Origin of the sequence: Mesorhizobium sp. M1328 (assembly GCF_040318075.1) — a bacterium.
GTDB lineage: Bacteria > Pseudomonadota > Alphaproteobacteria > Rhizobiales > Rhizobiaceae > Mesorhizobium.
On sequence record NZ_JAMYLO010000001.1, the window covers coordinates 818,300 to 836,169 of the forward strand.

The window sequence follows — 17,870 nt, forward strand, 5'->3', positions numbered from 1 at the left end:
TCAGGCCCTCTTGTTCTGCCGGTTGGCGATCAGGTCGTCGACGACCGCCGGATCGGCCAGCGTCGAGGTGTCGCCGAGCGTGGCAAAATCGTCCTCGGCGATCTTGCGCAGGATGCGCCGCATGATCTTGCCGGAACGGGTCTTCGGCAGGCCGGGCGCGAACTGGATCTTGTCAGGCGAAGCGATGGCGCCGATCTCCTTGCGGACATGGGCGACGAGCTCCTGGCGCAGTTCCTCGCTTGGCGTCTCGCCGGCCATCAGCGTGACATAGCAGTAAATGCCCTGGCCCTTGATATCGTGCGGGTAGCCGACGACGGCGGCCTCCGAGACCTTCTCATGCGAAACCAGCGCCGATTCGACCTCGGCGGTGCCCATGCGGTGGCCGGAGACGTTGATGACGTCGTCGACGCGGCCGGTGATCCAGTAGTAGCCGTCAGCATCGCGGCGGCAGCCGTCACCGGTAAAGTACCTGCCCTTGTAGGTCGAGAAATAGGTCTGCACGAAGCGGTCGTGATCGCCATAGACGGTGCGCATCTGGCCCGGCCACGAGTCGGCAATACAAAGATTGCCGCTGGCTTCGCCTTCCAGCACCTTGCCGTCGGCATCGACCAGCTGCGGGTTGACGCCAAAGAAGGGCCGCGTCGCCGAACCCGCCTTGAGGTGGGTGGCGCCCGGAACCGGCGTGATCATGATGCCGCCGGTCTCGGTCTGCCACCAGGTGTCGACGATCGGCACCTTGCCGTTGCCGACGACGTTGAAATACCACTCCCAGGCTTCCGGATTGATCGGCTCGCCGACGGTGCCGAGCACGCGCAGCGACTTGCGCGACGTTTTGGTGACATGGGCATCGCCGGCGCCCATCAGCGCGCGCAGCGCGGTCGGTGCGGTGTAGAAGATGTTGACCTTGTGCTTGTCGATCACGTCCCAGAAACGCGACTGCGACGGGTAGTTCGGCACGCCTTCGAACATCAGCGTGGTGGCGCCGTTGGCGAGCGGCCCGTAGACGATGTAGCTGTGGCCGGTGACCCAGCCGACATCGGCGGTGCACCAGTAGATATCGCCGTCATGATAGTCGAAGACATATTGGTGGGTCATCGAGACATAAACGAGATAGCCGGCCGTGGTGTGCAGCACGCCCTTCGGCTTGCCGGTCGAGCCGGATGTGTAGAGGATGAAGAGCGGGTCCTCGGCGTTCATCTTCTCGGGCTTGCATTCGGCCTTAACCGTGGCGACCTCGTCATGGTACCAGACGTCGCGCCCGACGGCCCAGCCGGTCTTGCCGCCGGTGCGGCGTACTACCAAGACCTTTTCGACTTTCGTTCCGGCCTTGGCGGCGATCTCGATCGCCTTGTCGGTGTTGTCCTTCAACGGGATCGACTTGCCTCCGCGCAGGCCTTCGTCGGCGGTGATGACGAAGGTCGACTTGCAGTCGTCGATGCGTCCGGCCAGCGCATCCGGCGAAAAGCCGCCGAAGACGACCGAATGAATGGCGCCGATGCGCGTGCAGGCGAGCATCGCATAAGCGGCCTCCGGGATCATCGGCATGTAGATGGTGACGCGGTCGCCCTTCTTGACGCCGTGCTTCTTCATCACATTGGCGAGGCGGCAGACATGCGCGTAAAGCTGGTTATAGGTGATCTTCCTGTCGTCGTAGGGATTGTCGCCTTCCCAGATGATAGCGGTCTGGTCGCCGCGCTTCTTCAGATGCCTGTCGATGCAGTTCCAGGAAACGTTGGTCTGGCCATCCTCGAACCATTTGATTGAGACCTTGCCGTCGAAGGACGTGTTCTTGACCTTGCTGTACGGCTTGAACCAGTCGATGCGCTTGCCGTGCTTGCCCCAGAACTTGTCCGGGTTCTTGACGCTGTCGGCGTACCATTTCAGGTAGGTGTCGCTGTCAATCAGCGCGTTCTTCTTCCACGCCGGCTGGACGCGATGGACATGAACATCGGACATTTCTTCGCCTTCCTCCCCAAAACCAAACCGCCGGCTTGACTGCCGGCAGGATCGCAGCGATGCGGCCGCGAATTCGCGCGCATTATTAACAGTTCGGCCGCGACGGCAACATTAGACGTTGGATTCGCGCGGCGGGATGCCGCAGGCGCTTTACCAGGCGGTGTCAGCACTCTCGTTAGGCGGCTGCTAAGCGCATGTTTTTGCGGGAGAAATCTGGTTCGATCATAGAAATATCAATAGACGATTAAGCAAATCGGGTGCACAATTTCAGGCTGGGAGGAAGGAGAATCAACCAAGGGACCGCAATGCGCGACCATTCCGAAATGGACCTGATGCTCAAGGGCTATGGCTTGACCACGGCCAAGATTCTTTATCACTTTCCCGATCATCCGCATCTGCTGCAGAGCTTCATCTGGCAGGATTACGACATCGCCCCGAAATTTCCGGTGCTGATCCGCTTCATCGAGTTCTGGAAGGCCAAGCTCGAAGGCCCGCTGCATTCGGTCAGCTACACGCACCACAAGCTGATCGCGCCGAACGAATGGCGCAAGGTCGACGGCGAGTTCGTGCTGCATTAGCCGGGCGGGCGGCAGCCTGGGAGCCGCCGCCCAGCTTTTGGAGCGTCAGATTGCGGGCGGGTTCAGCCGGGCAAACCCCTCCTGCCGGCGATAGGGAAAATACGGGTAGGGTGCGGTGACCTCACTTGCCGTGTCGAGCTTCTCCATCTGCTCGGCTGTCAATGACCATCCGACGGCGCCGAGATTCTGGCGCAACTGCTCCTCGTTGCGCGCGCCGATGATGACGGAGGCGACGGTCGGCCGCTGCAGCAGCCAGTTGATGGCGATCTGCGGTACGGTCTTGCCGGTTTCCTCGGCGATAACGTCAAGCGCGTCGACCACCCGATAGAGATGCTCGTCCTCGACGGGCGGTCCGAAGCTTACCGTGTCGTGCAGCCGACTTTTCTCAGGCAGCTTCTGGCCACGGCGGATCTTGCCGGTCAAGCGGCCCCAGCCGAGCGGGCTCCACACCAACGCACCGACGCCCTGATCGAGGCCGAGCGGCATCAACTCCCATTCATAATCGCGTCCGACCAGCGAGTAATAGACCTGATGGGCGACGTATCGGGGATAGCCATGTCTATCCGCCAGGCCGAGCGACTTCATCACTTGCCAGCCGGAAAAATTGGAGACGCCGACATAACGCAGCTTGCCGGCGCGCACGAGACTGTCCAGCGTCGACAGCACCTCCTCGATCGGTGTTGCGGCGTCGAAAGCGTGCAGTTGCAGCAGGTCGATGTAGTCGGTGTCAAGACGCCTCAGCGCGTCTTCGACTGCCTTGATTAGGCGTGAACGTGACGAGCCGGCATCGTTGGGACCGTCGCCCATCGGCAGCGAGGTCTTGGTCGAGATCAGCACGGCGTCGCGGCGGCCCTTGATGGCAGCGCCGAGCACTTGTTCGGAAGCGCCATTCGAATAGACATCGGCGGTGTCGAACAAGTTGACGCCGGCCTCAAGGCAGATGTCGACCAGCCGTCGCGCTTCCGTCGCATCGCTGTTGCCCCAGGCGCCGAACAGCGGGCCTGAACCGCCGAAGGTTCCAGCGCCGAACGAGAGCGCCGGGACCTTCAGGCCCGATGCGCCAAGATTTCGATAATCCATGGGTTTGCTCCTTGTGGAAGGATGGCTGTTTCAAAGATTGGTTGAGCTTTGCCGTTCTATGACCGAGCGATTTCCGGTGTGGCGAGGACGGGATCTCGGTCGAGGCGCAGCGCAAACGCCGCCACGGCGAGCGCTGAAAGCGGTAACAGGGCCGCGACCCAGGTGACGGCACCGAGGCCGGGACCATGGGCGATGACCAAGCCGCCGAGCCAGGCGCCGGCCGCATTGCCGAGGTTGAAGGCGGCGATGTTGAAGGATGAAGCTAGGCTCTGGCCGGCGCCTTGTGCCTTTTCCAGTACCCACATCTGCAGCGGCGCCACGGTGGCGAAGGCGGCGGCGCCGAGCAGGCCGACATAGATAACGGCCATGACCTGGCTGTGCAGGGCGAAGGTCATGGTGCCGAGCACCAGTGCCAGGACGACGAGACTGCCGAGAACGGAAGGTACCAGCCAGCGGTCGGCGAACTTGCCGCCGGCGAGGTTGCCGGCGATGAGGCCGCCGCCGAAGACCAGCAGGATAGGCGACACCGCTGCTTCCTCAAAACCGGTGATCTCGGTCAGCAACGGGGCGATGTAGGTGAAGACGGCGAAGACGCCGGCATAGCCAAGCACGGTGGTGGCAAAGCCAAGCAGGACAGGCGTGCGGCCGAGCACGGCGAGATCGGCGCGCAAATTGCTCTTCTCAGGCTCTGTTCGGCTGCGCGGCACCAGCAGGAGAATGATGGCGAAGGCGGCGATGCCGACCAGGGTCACCGCCCAGAAGGTCGCGCGCCAGCCGAAGGCCTGCCCGAGCCATGTGCCGAAGGGCACGCCGAGGATATTGGCGATGGTCAGGCCGGTGAACATCAGGGCGATTGCCGAGGCTTTCTTGTTGGGCGCCACCAGTCCGGTCGCCACGACCGAGCCGACGCCGAAGAAGGTGCCGTGGGCGAAGGCGGTCAGCACGCGCGCACCCATCAGCGTCCAGTAGTCTGGGGCAAGTGCACAAGCGAGGTTGCCCAGCGTGAAGATCGCCATCAGCGCCAGAAGCACGGTTTTGCGCGGCCAGCGGCCGGTTACGATCGTCAGCAGCGGCGCGCCGATGACAACGCCGAGCGCATAGCCGGAAATCAACTGGCCGGCAGCTGAGATCGAGACGCCGAGGTCGGTGCTGACGTCGAGCAGCAGGCCCATGATGACGAATTCGGTGACGCCGATGCCAAAGGCACCGGCGGCAAGAGCGTAAAGAGCGAGGGGCATGGCGGTTCCCACTTCGATGACGACCGGTTTTGACGACGGGCGCCGTGTCCTCCCACGCCCCAATCCGGAAGATCGTGCCGCGATGTGCTGTGAACCAGCCTTGCATCGGGCACATCGTCTGTGAAATAGATTCACCAATGGCCAGGCCCGAAATCAATCGCTCCGGCGAGATCGAAGTGTTCGTCCGCGTCGTCGAGGCGGGCAGCTTTTCGGCCGCTGCCCGCGCGTTACGGATGACGCCGTCGGCGGTGAGCAAGCTGATCGCGCGGCTGGAGGCGCGGCTTGGCGCGCGGCTGGTCAGCCGTTCGACGCGCAAGCTGCAACTGACGCCGGAGGGGGCGGCGTTCTTCGACAGCGGAGTGCGTATCCTGGCCGACATGGCAGCGGCCGAGCGCGAGGCAGCGGCGGGTGCCGCGCCGCGTGGCCGGCTGCGGATTAACAGCTACGTGCCTTTCGGACAGCATCGGCTGATCCCGCTTTTGCCGCGTTTTCTGGAGCGCTACCCCGAAATCTCGGTCGATCTGGTGTTGACCGACGATGTCATCGACCTGATGGAGGAGCGCGCTGACGTCGCCATCCGCGCCGGGCCGCTCGGCGAATCACGGCTGGTGGCGCGCAAGCTCGGGCAGAGCCGGGTGGTCGTCGTTGCGGCGCCATCGTATCTCGAAGCGCGTGGCACGCCCAAGACGCCCGCCGATCTCGATCGTCACAACCGGATGGGCTTCCGTTTCGTACGTCACCTCGAGGGCTGGCCTTTTATCGACGCGGCCGGCAAGCCGACCACCCTGTCGATCATCGGAAATACGCTGGTCAGCGACGGCGAGGCGATGCGGCTGGTGGCGCTCTCTGGGGCGGGCATCGCCCGGCTGGCACGTTGGCACGTGGAAGCCGACATTGCCGCCGGCCGGCTTCTGCCGCTGCTGGAAGAGTTCAACCCCGGCGACGAGGAACTCACCCACGCCGTCTATGTCGGCCAAGGCAAGCATCTGCCGGCGCGGGTGCGGGCCTTTTTGGACTTTTTGGTCGAGACTGTCCGGCTGACCTGAGCCCAAAACGATCGGGAGCCTGCCGGCTCCCGAAGCATCAAATCGAAAGTAAGATTAACTACTTTTTCGGCACAAAGGGCGCCGGATGCCGACCGGCCGCATGACGCTCCAGCATCCAGCCGGGGTATTCGGCGGGCAGGGCACTGACTTCGTCGAGCCGAACAAGGTCATCGGCATCGAGCTGCAACTCGGTGGCCGCAAGGTTCTGTTCCAGCTGCTCCATGCGGCTGGCGCCGATGATGACGCTCATCACGAATGGCTTGGCCAGGACATAGCCGAGCGCCACCGTGGCGACGCTGACGCCGTGCTTGGCGGCGATCTCGCGCATGACGGCGACCGCTGCCCAGGCCCGGTCCTCGTTGACCGGCGGGAAATTGAAGCTGGCGCGGCGGCCCTCGCCATTGCCGGGGGCGCCCGGTCCGTATTTGCCGGAGAGCAGGCCGCCAGCCATCGGCGACCAGACCATCAACCCGAGCTTCTCCTCGTTGAGCAGCGGCACGATCTCGCGCTCGAGATCGCGGCCGGCAATCGAGTAATACGACTGGACGGTCTCGAAGCGGGCAAAGCCCTTGCGCTCGGCAATACCCAGCGCCTTGGCAATGCGCCAGGCCTGCCAGTTCGAGACGCCGACATAGCGGACCTTGCCGGCGGCAACCAGGTCGTCGAGCGCCCGCAGTGTCTCGTCGATCGGCGTCACTGTGTCGGTGCCGTGCAGTTGGTAGAGATCGATGTGATCGAGCTGTAGCCGCTCGAGGCTGCTCTCGACCGAATCCATGATGTGGCCGCGCGAGGAACCGCGCTGGTTCGGGCCGCCGCCCATGGCGCCATGAACCTTGGTGGCGATGATCACGTCCTGTCGGTTGACGCCAAGGTTCCTGAGCGACTGGCCGAGAAGCCGTTCCGAGGCGCCGAAGGAATAGACATCCGCCGTGTCGAAGAAATTGACGCCGGCGGCGAGCGAGCGGGCGACGATCTCGTCGACGCCCTTCTGGTCGAGGCTGGCGATCAGGCCCCATTGGGCATTCTCGCCAGCGGCGCCGAACGTCATCGTGCCGAGGCAAAGTTCGGAGACGAACATCCCGGTATTTCCAAGTTGATTGTAACGCATGGTGGCTCCAGACGGGTTGAGAATAACTCGACCCATATAGGAACGAAACGTTCCGTTTCTATACGCTGGCTTAGTCAATGTCGGTCTGTGGCCTAAGGCCGGCTGCGCCTCATCTGGCGCCGAAAATCGCCGATCCAACCCTGACACTGGTCGCGCCGAAGGCGATCGCGGTCTCGTAGTCGCCGGACATGCCCATCGAGAGCTTGTCGACGCCGGCCTCGGTGCTGAGCTTCTCCAGCAGCGCGAAATGTGGGCCGGGGTTCTCGTCGGCCGGTGGGATGCACATCAGGCCCTCGACGGAGAGACCATGGACATCGCGGCAGCGGGCGACGAACGCGACGGCCTCGCGCGGCTCTATGCCGGCCTTTTGCGGCTCGGAGCCGGTGTTGACCTGGACATAGAGCCTTGGTGACCGGCCCTGCCTGGCGATTTCCTTGGCGAGTTCGGCGGCGATCTTTTCCCGGTCGACGGTTTCGATGACGTCGAACAGCGCGACCGCTTCCTTTGCCTTGTTCGATTGCAGCGGACCGATCAGATGTAGCTCGATGTCGGGAAACACCGCCCTCAGGGCCGGCCATTTGGCTTGTGCTTCCTGGACGCGGTTTTCGCCGAAGACGCGCTGGCCGGCCTCGATAACCGGGCGGATATCGGTGGCATCGAAGGTCTTCGAGACCGCGACCAGTGCCACAGCTCCGGCGTCGCGTCCGGCCTCGCGCTCGGCGGCAGCGATCCTTGCCTTGATGGTGAAAAGCTGTTCGACGGCGCTCGCCATGCCTATATCCTGCCTGTGTTTGGCTTTTCGCCGGATCGCCGCAGTTGACGGGTCCGGTAATCCATGGTGAACACCGCGACGACATTTTGAGCCGCACGGGCATTGTCCGGCGGCTCGTGCATGCTTTTAAGTGAAAAACACCCGATGGCAACCGAACGATACAATCCGCGCGCGTCAGAGCCCAAATGGCAGAAGGCCTGGGACGCCAAGAAGCTGTTCGAAGCCGACAACGACGACCCGCGCCCGAAATACTACGTGCTGGAGATGTTCCCCTATCCGTCGGGGCGCATCCATATCGGCCATACCCGGAACTATACGATGGGCGACGTGGTGGCACGTTACAAGCGGGCCAAGGGTTTCAACGTGCTGCACCCGATGGGCTGGGACGCCTTTGGCATGCCAGCCGAAAACGCGGCGATGCAGAACAAGGTCCACCCCAAGGACTGGACCTATCAGAACATTGCCGCCATGCGCGAGCAGCTCAAGGTCATGGGCCTGTCGCTCGATTGGGCGCGAGAATTCGCCACCTGCGATGTCGACTATTACCACCGCCAGCAGATGCTGTTCCTCGATTTCGTCGAGAAGGGGCTGGTGACGCGAAAATCCTCCAAGGTCAACTGGGATCCGGAGGACATGACGGTGCTTGCCAACGAGCAGGTCATCGACGGTCGCGGCTGGCGCTCGGGCGCGCTGGTGGAACAGCGCGAGCTGACGCAGTGGTTTTTCAAGATCTCCGACTACGCGCAGGATCTGCTGGATTCGCTCGATCAACTCGACGACTGGCCGGAAAAAGTGAAGCTGATGCAGGCGAACTGGATCGGCCGTTCGGAAGGCCTGCTGATCCGCTGGCCGCTGGCCAAGCCAGTCGCCGGCGAGCATGAGCTCGAAGTCTATACGACCAGGCCCGACACCATCTTCGGCGCCTCCTTCATGGCGATTGCGGCCGACCATCCGCTAGCCAAAAAGGCCGCCGAAGACAATCCGGCGCTGGCAAAGTTCATCGACGAGGTCCGCCATATGGGCACCTCGGTGGCGGCATTGGAGACGGCCGAGAAGAAGGGTTTCGATACCGGCATCCGCGTCATCCATCCGTTCGACGAGAACTGGACGCTGCACGTCTACGTCGCCAATTTCGTGCTGATGGACTACGGCACCGGTGCCATTTTCGGCTGCCCGTCCGGTGACCAGCGCGACCTCGACTTCGCCAACAAATACGGCCTGCCGGTCATTCCGGTGGTGATGCCGGAAGGCGAGAATCAAGGAAGCTTCCAGATCATCGACGAGGCCTATGTCGGCGACGGCGTGATGATCAATTCGCGCTTCCTCGACGGCATGAAGCCGGATCAGGCATTCGACGAGGTGGCGAAGCTGCTCGAACAGAAGACCATCGGCAACCGGCCGATGGCCGAGCGCAAGGTGAATTTCCGCCTGCGCGACTGGGGCATTTCGCGCCAGCGCTATTGGGGCTGCCCGATCCCGATGATCCATTGCGAGGATTGCGGCGTGGTGCCGGTGCCGAAAGCCGACCTGCCGGTCAAGCTGCCGGATGACATCGAGTTCGACCGGCCTGGCAATCCGCTCGATCGCCATCCGACATGGCGGCACGTCAAATGCCCGCGTTGCGGCAAGGATGCGCGGCGCGAAACCGACACGATGGACACATTTGTCGATTCTTCGTGGTATTTCGCGCGCTTCACCGCGCCCTGGGCCAACGATCCGACCGATCCCAAGGCCGCGACTGAATGGCTGCCGGTCGACCAGTATATTGGCGGCATCGAGCACGCGATCCTGCATTTGCTCTATTCGCGCTTTTTCACCCGCGCCATGCGCGAGACCGGCCATGTCGATCTCGCCGAGCCGTTCAGGGGCCTGTTCACGCAAGGCATGGTGGTGCACGAGACCTATCGGGTCGGTGGCGCCTCGAACGGCCGCTGGCTTGCGCCAAGCGAGGTCAGGCTGGAAGACGCCGACTGCAAGCGCCGCGCCTTCGAAATCGCCACCGGCGAAGAGGCGGTGATCGGTCCGCTCGAAAAAATGTCGAAGTCGAAGAAGAATACGGTGAGCCCGGAAGAGATCACCGACGGCTACGGCGCCGATACGGCGCGCTGGTTCATGCTGTCGGACTCGCCGCCCGAGCGCGATGTCGAATGGACCGACGAGGGCGCCGCCGGCGCGCACCGCTTCATCCAGCGCATCTGGCGCCTGGTGTCGACGGCTGCCGAATCGCTCGCCGGAGTTCGGCCAGAGGCGGCGAAGGACGGCGAGGCTGGGACAGTGTCCAAGGCGGCGCACAAGATCCTGAAATCGGTCGGCGAGGATATCGAAAAGCTCGCCTTCAACCGCGCCATCGCGCGCATCTACGAGCTCGCCAATGCCTTGACCGTGCCGCTCAACGAGGCGGCAGAGGGCAAGGCCGGTCCGGCGCTGCAAGCGGCCTGCCGTGAGGCCGTCGAGATCCTGGTGCACCTGATCGCGCCGGTCATGCCGCATCTGTCCGAAGAGTGCTGGCAGACGCTCGGCGGCACCGACCTTGTCGCCGAACGGCCCTGGCCGGACTACGATCCGTCGCTTGTCGTCGACGCCGAGATCGTGCTGCCGGTCCAGGTCAACGGCAAGAAGCGCGGCGATTTGACAATTGCCCGCGACGCGGACCAAGGTGCGGTCGAAAAAGCGGTTCTGGCCCTCGACTTCGTGCAGAAAGCGCTCGAAGGTAAGGCGCCGCGCAAGGTGATCATCGTGCCGCAGAGGATCGTCAATGTTGTTGCCTGATCCGAAAAAAGCGGAGCTGACGCTGCGCCGTGTCGTGCTTTGCGGGCTGCTCGCGTCGGTGGCGCTGGTTTCCGCCTGCACGGTGCGGCCGCTCTATTCAAGCGCGCCGCTGGTCGCCGGCTCGCAGGTCGGCGCTGCTGCCGAACTGGCATCGATCTCGGTCAAGCCGGTCAAGACCCGCTACGCCCAGCAGGTCCGCAACAATTTGATCTTCGCGCTCGGCCAGGGCGCCGGCGAGCCGGCTTCGCCGGTCTATTCGCTTGATCTCGGCGTCTCCGAACTCGTCGAATCGGCGGCAATCGAGCAGGTCACGACCGACGAGGACGAGCCGACCGCCGGCACAGTGACGCTGACCGCGAACTATGTGCTCAGCGATGCCAAGACGGGCACGGTCATAGCGAGGGGCAAGCGCTCGATTCCGTCGTCGTACGACAGGCCGCGCCAGGAATTCGCGTCATACCGGGCGCAGATCGACGCCGAGAACCGTGCGGCGCGCGAACTGGCAGATGTGCTGCGGCTGTCGATCGCCCAGGATCTGATCAAGCACGGCAAAACAGTGGCGGGTTAGAACCTCGGCACGGCGGTCGTCGATAAATCTTTCAGCGGCAAGCCTTCGACATTGGCCGAAACATCTTTCGCTTCGTCATCCCAGGGTCTGCGCTCCGCTTCGCGTTCGCTTCGCCCCGGGAATGACGAAGGCGTTATGGCCGCCGCCGACCTTCGCTTCAGCCGATCGTCTGGCCAGTCTTTGCCCAATCGGCGAGGAACAGCTCCAGGCCCTTGTCGGTCAGCGGGTGCTTGACCAGCGCCTTGAGCGTCGCTGGCGGGGCGGTGATGACATCGGCACCGATCAGCGCCGCCTGCTTGACATGGTTCACAGTACGCACAGAAGCGGTCAGGATCTCGGTCTGGAAATCATAATTGTCGTAGATGGTGCGGATATCGGCAATCAGCTCCATGCCGTCCCAGCCGCTGTCGTCGATGCGGCCGACGAAGGGCGAGATGAAGGAGGCGCCGGCCTTGGCGGCGAGCAGCGCCTGGGTGGCCGAGAAGCACAGCGTGACGTTGACCATGCGGCCGTCCGACCGGATGTCCTTGCAGGCTCTCAGGCCGTCGAGCGTCAGCGGCACCTTGATGCAGACATTGTCGGCGATTCTGGCCAGGATCTTGGCCTCCGCCATCATGTCCTTGTATTCGGTGGCGACGACTTCGGCCGAGACCGGGCCCTTGACGATCTCGCAGATCTCTCTTGTGACGTCGGCGATCTTGCCGCCGGATTTCAGGATAAGCGACGGATTGGTGGTTACGCCGTCGAGCAGCCCCAAATCGTTCAGCTCGCGGATTTCCTTGACATCGGCGGTGTCGACAAAAAATTTCATGGCGGTCTCCTGAAGATTTTTCATGTGCACGTCATGCACATTTGGGGTCGGACTTTGATCTAGACCAAAGTCGGGGCAAGGTCACGCCTCATGATCGAAGATTCGCCCTTTGTCGCGGCCGCACCGGTGCTGGTGCCGATGCCCGCCGAGCGCCCCTACACCTATGCCGTGCCGGCTGGCATGCGCGTGGTGCCGGGCTCGATCGTGCGCGTTCCGCTTGGGCCCCGCCAGGTCGCCGGCATCGTCTGGGACGGCGCCGTCGAAAAGGTCGACGCGAAGAAATTGCGACCGATCGAGCAGGTTTTCGACTGCCCGCCGATCGACCGCGCGATGCGGCGTTTTGTCGATTGGGTGGCGCAATACACGCTGTCGCCGCCCGGCATGGTGGCGCGCATGCTGCTCAGGGCACCGGAGGCGTTCGACCCGGAACCGTGGATCGAAGGGCTGCAGCGCACCTTCGCCAAGCCCGACCGGATGACGGAGGCGAGGACGCGCGTGCTGGAAACGGCCGAAGGCGGCCTTGCCTGGACGCGGTCCGGCCTGGCGCATGCGGCAGGCGTGTCGTCGACGGTGGTGGACGGGCTGCGGGCGCAGGGCGTATTCGAGACGGTGATGATCCCGCCGCGGCCGGTGGTCGCAGCACCCGATCCCGGCTACGCCGTGCCGGCACTGATGCCCGACCAGAGCGATGCCGCCGAGACGCTGCGCGTCAATGTCGCGGCCGGCACATTCGGTGTCACCCTGCTCGACGGTGTGACCGGATCCGGCAAGACGGAGGTCTATTTCGAGGCGGTCGCGGCCGCGCTCGACCGTGGCACGCAGGTGTTGATCCTGCTGCCGGAAATTGCGCTGACCCACGCCTTCCTCGAACGTTTCCAGGAGCGGTTCGGCGCTAAGCCGGCGGAGTGGCACTCGGACCTGCCGCCAAGGATGCGCGAAAAGGTTTGGCGGCAAGTAACGGAAGGCGGCGTGCGGGTCGTCGCCGGCGCACGTTCGGCGCTGTTCCTGCCGTTCAGGGAACTTGGACTGATCATCGTCGACGAAGAGCACGATCCCGCCTACAAGCAGGAGGATCGCGTCTTTTACAACGCCCGCGACATGGCCGTGGTGCGCGGCCATATCGGCGGCTTTCCGGTCGTGCTCGCCTCTGCGACGCCGTCAGTCGAAAGCCGGGTCAATGCCAGCCAGGGCCGCTACAGCAGGGCGGTGCTTTCGGGGCGCTTTGCCGAGGCGGCACTTCCCGATCTCAAGACGGTCGACATGCGCCGCGCGGCGCCGGCACGCGGCGGCTTCCTGTCGCCTGTACTGCTCGGCCATATGCGGCAGACGCTGGAAAGAAAGGAACAGTCACTGCTGTTCCTCAACCGGCGCGGCTATGCGCCGCTGACGCTCTGCCGGGTCTGCGGCCACCGCTTTGGCTGTCCGGTCTGCTCGGCCTGGCTGGTCGAGCACCGCTTTCGCGGCCAGCTCGTCTGCCACCACTGCGGGCACAATGAACGCCGGCCAGAGGCCTGCCCCGAATGCGGCACGCTCGACCATCTGGTCGCCTGCGGGCCGGGCGTCGAGCGCATCGCCGAGGAGGTCGTCGCGCAGTTCCCCGATGCCCGCACCATCGTACTGTCGTCCGACCTGATGGGCGGCGTGCGGCGGCTGCGGCTCGAGCTCGAAGCCATCGCCAATGGCGAGGCCGACATCGTCATCGGCACGCAACTCGTCGCCAAGGGCCATAATTTCCCCAACATGACGCTGGTCGGTGTGGTCGATGCCGATCTCGGCCTTGCCAATGGCGATCCGCGCGCCGCCGAGCGCACGTTCCAACTGCTCAGCCAGGTGACCGGCCGCGCCGGCCGCACCGGCAAGAAGAGCCTCGGCCTGCTGCAGACCTTCCAGCCGGACCATCCGGTGATGCGCGCGATCGTCTCCGGCGATGCCGAGGCCTTCTACGAGCGCGAGATCGTCGAGCGCGAGCGGGCGGGGCTACCGCCCTTCGGCAGGCTCGCCGGCGTCATCGTCAGCGCGGCGACACGGGCCGAAGCCGAAGGGCACGCCCGTGGCCTGCGTCGCGCCGCGCCGCAAGCCACCGACCTGTTCGTGCTCGGCCCGGCCGAGGCGCCGCTGTCATTGATCGGCGGCCGCCATCGCTTTCGCCTGCTGATCCAAGGCGAACGGCGCGCCGACATGCAAGGGTTCATTCGCACCATGCTGGCCGAGGGGCCGAAGATAAGGGGTTCGGTGCGGGTCCAGGTCGATATCGACCCGCAAAGCTTTTTGTAAGGTGTCGAATTACCCTTTCGAGACGCGTTCGGTGAATGGGTTCAGGTAAGGCACGTCGAGAATCGCAAAATGCCGGGTGTTGGCCGTCAAAACTGACAGGCCGTGCAAACGGGCAGTAGCTGCGATCAGAACGTCCGCCAGCCCCGGATTGGCGCCTCTGGCGATAGTGGCGTCTTCCAGTTTTCCGGCTTCTCGCGCGATTGCTAAATCGATGGGAAGGATGCGCTGGTTGAACTCTAGAAGCAACCTTTCGAACCACTCATTGATGCGCTCTGCCTTCATATGCCCGCCCGCCCGCTTCAGTTTCGCGATTCCTCGTTCCAACTCCAAGATGACGATCGATGAGAGCTGCCAAGAGCCGCGTTCTCCTTGTTCGGCAACCCAGTTCTGCACGTGTGACGGAAGCAGAGGCCGACCAGGTGCAAATGCCGAGAGAAAAGACGTATCAAGCAGATAGCCGGTCAAAACTCCACTTCCCGCGACGGCGTTTCGTTTCGCTCAAGCTCGATGCCGCCTGGATACTGAAGCAGGAAATCCACGAAGTCTTTTTGGCTGTTCTGCGGATAAAGTTTCCGTCCCTCACCGATTGGCACCACCATGACCGCGGGCTTGCCGTGCTTGGTGATAACCGTGGGCTCACCGTTCTCAGCAGCCTCCACGAGCGCGGAAAGGCTGGCCTTTGCCTCTCGTAGTTGCATCGTCTTCATGCGCGGAACCTCTTGTGGTCTCATGTAGTCACAATATAGGAATTGTGCAGAAAAAAACAGCCCGTTGTGTAACGTCCTGTTAGCCCGGTCGAGACAACGGTCGCGCTCGCGTTGGGCTGACGCGCCCTGCAAATTGCCGGCGGCCCATCTGGCGCATGTCAGTTGCTTCGCTAGAATGCCCGAAATTTTGAATATGCATTTAAGAGGGGACAAGATGGAATTTGCGTTTCCGTGGCCGATGAGCCAGGGCGAGTGGCTGGCATGGTCGAGCGCCGTGGTGACCCTGCTGTTCGGCCTGCTGCTGTTCCTGGCGCCAGGACTGGCGTTCCGGATCCTGCGGCTGCAGGTCAGACCGGAGAAGGCAGCGGCGATCGCCGAGGGGCGCGGCCGGATGTCGGGCTTCTATCTCGGCGTCAGCTTGTGCTGCATCCTCCTGGCGCAGCCGCTGCTCTACATGGCGCTCGGCTTCTCCTGGCTTTTCACCGCCTTCGGCCGGCTGCTGTCAATGATGTCGGACGGCGCCAACACGCCGTTCAACTGGGCTTCCATTGTCGTCGAGCTGGTGCTGGCAGCGCTGCCGCTTGCCTTCGCCTTCGGCTTTTTGCCCTGAATCAGGGATCAATCCGGGGTTGGTTGCTGAACTCGGCCAGCGGATGCGACAATAGTGCCTGAAAACCATGCCGGACGACGCATTGCGGTCTGAAAATGCCTGTGCTAGACGGCAATCGACTTTCGACCGGGGATAGCGGAAGCCCCGCCTCCGTGCTTGGAAAAATGCAGTAAGGTCAAAGATTTAGCCAGAGTTTTTGCTCGCGCCAACAATCTGCGGCCTGTCAGACAAAGAGAAAAGACGGTCCGTGGCCCAATCGTCATCGCCAATCTCAGGTGTCGCAGAACGCTATGCGGGTTCGCTGTTCGAACTCGCGCTGCAGACCAATTCGGTCGCCAGCGTCGAGGCCGACCTCAACAGGTTCGAAACGATGCTCGAAGGCAGCGCTGACCTTTCGCGGCTGATCAGGAGCCCTGTCTTCTCCAGCGAGGACCAGGCCAAGGCGATCGCCGCGATCGCCGACAAAGCGGGGATAACCGGCCTCACCGGCAATTTCCTGCGCGTCGTTGCCCAGAATCGCCGGCTGTTTGCCGTGCCCGGCATGATCAAGGCGTTCCGCCAGATCGCCGCCGAACACCGTGGCGAGACTGCCGCCGAGGTCACCTCGGCGCATGCGCTGACGCCTGCCCAGGAAACCGAGCTGAAAGCAGCGCTGAAAAGCGTCGCCGGCAAGGACGTTGCGATCACGGTCACCGTCGATCCGTCGCTGCTCGGCGGACTGGTGGTCAAGATCGGCTCGCGCCAGATCGATACGTCGCTCAAAACCAAACTCAATTCGCTCAAGCTTGCACTGAAAGAGGTCGGCTGATGGACATCCGCGCCGCGGAAATTTCCGCAATTCTGAAAGACCAGATCAAGAATTTCGGCAAGGAGGCCGAGGTCTCCGAAGTCGGCCAGGTGCTGTCCGTCGGTGACGGTATCGCCCGCGTCTACGGCCTCGACAATGTCCAGGCCGGCGAGATGGTCGAGTTCCCCGGCGGCATCCGCGGCATGGCGCTCAACCTCGAAGCCGACAATGTCGGCGTCGTCATCTTCGGCGCCGACCGCGACATCAAGGAAGGCGACACCGTCAAGCGCACCGGCGCCATCGTCGATGCGCCCGTCGGCATGGGCTTGCTCGGCCGCGTCGTCGACGCGCTCGGCAACCCGATCGACGGCAAGGGCCCGATCCAGGCCACCGAACGCAAGCGCGTCGACGTCAAGGCGCCCGGCATCATTCCGCGCAAATCGGTGAACGAGCCGATGTCGACCGGCCTCAAGGCCATCGACGCGCTGATCCCGGTCGGCCGCGGTCAGCGCGAGCTGGTCATCGGCGACCGCCAGACCGGCAAGACCGCGATCATCCTCGACACCATGCTCAACCAGAAATCGGTGCACGACAACGGCCCTGAGAAGGAAAAGCTGTACTGCGTCTATGTCGCCGTCGGCCAGAAGCGCTCGACGGTGGCGCAGTTCGTCAAGGTCCTGGAAGAGCGCGGCGCGCTCGACTATTCGATCATCATCGCCGCGACCGCCTCCGATCCGGCGCCAATGCAGTTCCTGGCGCCGTTCACCGCCTGCACCATGGGCGAATATTTCCGCGACAACGGCATGCACGCGCTGATCAGCTACGACGATCTATCGAAGCAGGCCGTCGCTTACCGCCAGATGTCGCTGCTGCTGCGCCGCCCGCCGGGCCGCGAAGCCTATCCCGGCGACGTTTTCTACCTGCACTCGCGCCTGCTCGAGCGCGCCGCCAAGCTCAATGACGAAAACGGCGGCGGGTCTCTGACGGCCCTGCCGATCATTGAGACGCAGGCCAACGACGTTTCGGCCTACATCCCGACCAACGTCATCTCGATCACCGACGGCCAGATCTTCCTGGAAACCAATCTGTTCTTCCAGGGCGTCCGTCCGGCGGTCAATGTCGGCCTGTCGGTGTCGCGCGTCGGCTCCTCGGCGCAGATCAAGGCGATGAAGCAGGTTGCCGGGTCGATCAAGGGCGAGCTCGCGCAGTACCGCGAAATGGCTGCTTTCGCGCAGTTCGGCTCCGATCTCGATGCCGCCACGCAACGCCTGCTCAACCGCGGCTCGCGCCTGACCGAGCTGTTGAAGCAGCCGCAATTCTCGCCGCTCAAGGTCGAGGAGCAGGTCGCGGTGATCTTCGCCGGCGTCAACGGCTATCTCGACAAGCTGGCGATCAACCAGGTCGGCAAGTTCGAGCATGGTCTGTTGTCGCATATGCGCTCGGCCGGCAAGGACGTGCTCGACGGCATCCGCAAGGAGAAGGCGCTGTCCGACGATCTGCGCGCCAGGCTAAAGGCAGAGATTGACGCCTTCGCCAAGACCTTTGCTTGAGCAGGACGGACGGGAT

The 17,870-nt window shown here is 63.4% G+C and carries 16 protein-coding genes; 8 read left to right on the top strand and 8 right to left on the bottom strand.

Annotated features, from left to right (window positions below; all coding sequences use genetic code 11):
- Window positions 1-1,956, bottom strand: a complete 1,956-nt coding sequence (acs, locus tag NKH23_RS04055; protein WP_352909737.1) for an acetate--CoA ligase — start codon at window positions 1,954-1,956, stop codon at window positions 1-3.
- Window positions 1,957-2,261: 305 nt separating this feature from the next.
- Here acs and NKH23_RS04060 point away from each other — a divergent pair, with 305 nt between their 5' ends.
- A complete protein-coding gene (locus NKH23_RS04060) occupies window positions 2,262-2,534 on the top strand; it encodes an usg protein (RefSeq protein ID WP_352909739.1) in 273 nt (90 codons plus the stop codon).
- A gap of 45 nt (window positions 2,535-2,579) precedes the next feature.
- Here the strand turns inward: NKH23_RS04060 and NKH23_RS04065 are convergent, their stop codons facing one another.
- Both NKH23_RS04065 and NKH23_RS04070 read right to left on the bottom strand, forming a co-directional pair.
- Window positions 2,580-3,614: an aldo/keto reductase gene (locus NKH23_RS04065; protein ID WP_352909741.1), complete on the bottom strand. Its 1,035-nt coding sequence runs from the start codon at window positions 3,612-3,614 to the stop codon at window positions 2,580-2,582.
- 56 nt (window positions 3,615-3,670) lie between these two features.
- On the bottom strand, window positions 3,671-4,852 hold the full coding sequence (locus NKH23_RS04070; RefSeq protein ID WP_352909743.1) for an MFS transporter: 1,182 nt from the start codon (window positions 4,850-4,852) through the stop codon (window positions 3,671-3,673).
- A gap of 137 nt (window positions 4,853-4,989) precedes the next feature.
- On the opposite strand from NKH23_RS04070, the gene NKH23_RS04075 reads away from it, so the two are divergent.
- Complete coding sequence (locus NKH23_RS04075; RefSeq protein WP_352909745.1) at window positions 4,990-5,898, top strand: LysR family transcriptional regulator; 909 nt, start codon at window positions 4,990-4,992, stop codon at window positions 5,896-5,898.
- A gap of 58 nt (window positions 5,899-5,956) precedes the next feature.
- On the opposite strand, the gene NKH23_RS04080 is transcribed toward NKH23_RS04075, so the two are convergent.
- Both NKH23_RS04080 and NKH23_RS04085 read right to left on the bottom strand, forming a co-directional pair.
- Window positions 5,957-7,006, bottom strand: a complete 1,050-nt coding sequence (locus NKH23_RS04080; protein ID WP_352909748.1) for an aldo/keto reductase — start codon at window positions 7,004-7,006, stop codon at window positions 5,957-5,959.
- A gap of 109 nt (window positions 7,007-7,115) precedes the next feature.
- Window positions 7,116-7,778, bottom strand: coding sequence for a YggS family pyridoxal phosphate-dependent enzyme (locus NKH23_RS04085; RefSeq protein WP_352718302.1), 663 nt, complete (start codon window positions 7,776-7,778; stop codon window positions 7,116-7,118).
- A 144-nt stretch (window positions 7,779-7,922) separates the two neighbouring features.
- On the opposite strand from NKH23_RS04085, the gene leuS reads away from it, so the two are divergent.
- Both leuS and NKH23_RS04095 read left to right on the top strand, forming a co-directional pair.
- The gene (gene leuS, locus NKH23_RS04090; RefSeq protein ID WP_352978941.1) at window positions 7,923-10,547 is read left to right on the top strand and encodes a leucine--tRNA ligase; all 2,625 of its coding nucleotides are present in this window, start codon (window positions 7,923-7,925) and stop codon (window positions 10,545-10,547) included.
- Complete coding sequence (locus NKH23_RS04095; protein WP_352909754.1) at window positions 10,534-11,115, top strand: LPS assembly lipoprotein LptE; 582 nt, start codon at window positions 10,534-10,536, stop codon at window positions 11,113-11,115. The genes leuS and NKH23_RS04095 overlap by 14 nt, the downstream gene beginning before the upstream one ends.
- A gap of 157 nt (window positions 11,116-11,272) precedes the next feature.
- Here the strand turns inward: NKH23_RS04095 and fsa are convergent, their stop codons facing one another.
- Entirely contained in the window at window positions 11,273-11,926 is a 654-nt protein-coding gene (fsa, locus tag NKH23_RS04100; RefSeq protein ID WP_352465621.1) for a fructose-6-phosphate aldolase, read from the bottom strand.
- Between the two features lie 90 nt (window positions 11,927-12,016).
- On the opposite strand from fsa, the gene NKH23_RS04105 reads away from it, so the two are divergent.
- Window positions 12,017-14,200 carry a primosomal protein N' gene (locus NKH23_RS04105; RefSeq protein ID WP_352909757.1) on the top strand — a complete coding sequence of 728 codons (2,184 nt, stop codon included), beginning with the start codon at window positions 12,017-12,019 and terminating at the stop codon, window positions 14,198-14,200.
- 9 nt (window positions 14,201-14,209) lie between these two features.
- Here NKH23_RS04105 and NKH23_RS04110 read toward each other — a convergent pair whose 3' ends face one another.
- Both NKH23_RS04110 and NKH23_RS04115 read right to left on the bottom strand, forming a co-directional pair.
- The gene (locus NKH23_RS04110) at window positions 14,210-14,665 is read right to left on the bottom strand and encodes a type II toxin-antitoxin system VapC family toxin (RefSeq protein WP_352909760.1); all 456 of its coding nucleotides are present in this window, start codon (window positions 14,663-14,665) and stop codon (window positions 14,210-14,212) included.
- On the bottom strand, window positions 14,662-14,907 hold the full coding sequence (locus NKH23_RS04115; protein ID WP_352909762.1) for a type II toxin-antitoxin system Phd/YefM family antitoxin: 246 nt from the start codon (window positions 14,905-14,907) through the stop codon (window positions 14,662-14,664). The genes NKH23_RS04110 and NKH23_RS04115 overlap by 4 nt, the downstream gene beginning before the upstream one ends.
- 214 nt (window positions 14,908-15,121) lie before the next feature.
- Between NKH23_RS04115 and NKH23_RS04120 the strand changes: the two genes are divergently transcribed.
- From NKH23_RS04120 to atpA, 3 genes are all read left to right on the top strand, one after another.
- Entirely contained in the window at window positions 15,122-15,517 is a 396-nt protein-coding gene (locus tag NKH23_RS04120) for an AGROH133_08824 family phage infection protein (RefSeq protein WP_352569521.1), read from the top strand.
- A 247-nt stretch (window positions 15,518-15,764) separates the two neighbouring features.
- On the top strand, window positions 15,765-16,325 hold the full coding sequence (locus tag NKH23_RS04125) for a F0F1 ATP synthase subunit delta (protein WP_352465625.1): 561 nt from the start codon (window positions 15,765-15,767) through the stop codon (window positions 16,323-16,325).
- The gene (gene atpA, locus NKH23_RS04130; RefSeq protein WP_352489181.1) at window positions 16,325-17,854 is read left to right on the top strand and encodes a F0F1 ATP synthase subunit alpha; all 1,530 of its coding nucleotides are present in this window, start codon (window positions 16,325-16,327) and stop codon (window positions 17,852-17,854) included. Before NKH23_RS04125 ends, atpA begins: the two co-directional genes overlap by 1 nt.
- Window positions 17,855-17,870: the final 16 nt, after the last annotated feature.

What these genes read in the sequence shown, in the direction of transcription:
- NKH23_RS04080 (WP_352909748.1), bottom strand. Translation starts at nt 7,006, where the DNA reads ATGCGTTACAATCAACTTGGAAATACCGGGATGTTCGTCTCCGAACTT.
- leuS (WP_352978941.1), top strand. Translation starts at nt 7,923, where the DNA reads ATGGCAACCGAACGATACAATCCGCGCGCGTCAGAGCCCAAATGGCAG.
- NKH23_RS04075 (WP_352909745.1), top strand. Translation starts at nt 4,990, where the DNA reads ATGGCCAGGCCCGAAATCAATCGCTCCGGCGAGATCGAAGTGTTCGTC.
- fsa (WP_352465621.1), bottom strand. Translation starts at nt 11,926, where the DNA reads ATGAAATTTTTTGTCGACACCGCCGATGTCAAGGAAATCCGCGAGCTG.
- NKH23_RS04060 (WP_352909739.1), top strand. Translation starts at nt 2,262, where the DNA reads ATGCGCGACCATTCCGAAATGGACCTGATGCTCAAGGGCTATGGCTTG.
- NKH23_RS04095 (WP_352909754.1), top strand. Translation starts at nt 10,534, where the DNA reads ATGTTGTTGCCTGATCCGAAAAAAGCGGAGCTGACGCTGCGCCGTGTC.
- NKH23_RS04070 (WP_352909743.1), bottom strand. Translation starts at nt 4,852, where the DNA reads ATGCCCCTCGCTCTTTACGCTCTTGCCGCCGGTGCCTTTGGCATCGGC.
- NKH23_RS04065 (WP_352909741.1), bottom strand. Translation starts at nt 3,614, where the DNA reads ATGGATTATCGAAATCTTGGCGCATCGGGCCTGAAGGTCCCGGCGCTC.
- NKH23_RS04085 (WP_352718302.1), bottom strand. Translation starts at nt 7,778, where the DNA reads ATGGCGAGCGCCGTCGAACAGCTTTTCACCATCAAGGCAAGGATCGCT.
- acs (WP_352909737.1), bottom strand. Translation starts at nt 1,956, where the DNA reads ATGTCCGATGTTCATGTCCATCGCGTCCAGCCGGCGTGGAAGAAGAAC.
- NKH23_RS04120 (WP_352569521.1), top strand. Translation starts at nt 15,122, where the DNA reads ATGGAATTTGCGTTTCCGTGGCCGATGAGCCAGGGCGAGTGGCTGGCA.
- atpA (WP_352489181.1), top strand. Translation starts at nt 16,325, where the DNA reads ATGGACATCCGCGCCGCGGAAATTTCCGCAATTCTGAAAGACCAGATC.
- NKH23_RS04105 (WP_352909757.1), top strand. Translation starts at nt 12,017, where the DNA reads ATGATCGAAGATTCGCCCTTTGTCGCGGCCGCACCGGTGCTGGTGCCG.
- NKH23_RS04115 (WP_352909762.1), bottom strand. Translation starts at nt 14,907, where the DNA reads ATGAAGACGATGCAACTACGAGAGGCAAAGGCCAGCCTTTCCGCGCTC.